We start from the raw sequence: 527 nt of genomic DNA, 5'->3' as shown, positions 1-527 counted from the left end.
TTTCACCGTTTTAGCGAAAAAACAGGATTTTACGGGTAAAAAAGGCACAAAAATATGGAAATGGCTTACTTTTAAGAGGGTTGAAAATGAGTAGATGATATAGAATTGGAACAAAATTTGGTTTTATTACACCAATTGCAAACGCTTATGCTACCTAGATGTAAAAACTCAGAGTATAAATGACGGCACAAAGCACTACCGATATGGTAAAAATACGCTGAAGTTCAGGAAGAGCCAAAAGAGCGGCGAAGAAAACAAATGGACTGCTTTTTTATCTGTAAATTACGGCGTAGCAAGTAACATAGTTAATGTGTCTATATCTTCCTGATCGGGTGGAGATTGACGCAGTAGATCGCGTTTAATCCTAGTGATTACCTCCGACAATACCTCATCTGTATTAGGTTGAAGGCTATCCATTATAGCAAGTAGCGCATCAAGCGCGTCTCCGAGATTGCCATTATCTAGAGCGACATAAAAGCTAATCAGCAAAGAATCGGTTCCCAACACTTCTAATGCTTGTTGATTTG

The 527-nt window shown here is 38.5% G+C and carries 1 protein-coding gene; it reads right to left on the bottom strand.

All coding sequences use genetic code 11. From position 1 onward, the window contains the following. Positions 1-282 precede the first annotated feature (282 nt). On the bottom strand, positions 283-527 hold a 245-nt coding region (locus R7O13_RS30625), incomplete at its 5' end, for a hypothetical protein (RefSeq protein ID WP_318305690.1).

The sequence above is a fragment of the Vibrio sp. Y176 genome, assembly GCF_033438945.1.
This window is presented reverse-complemented; position numbering and strand designations above follow the sequence as displayed.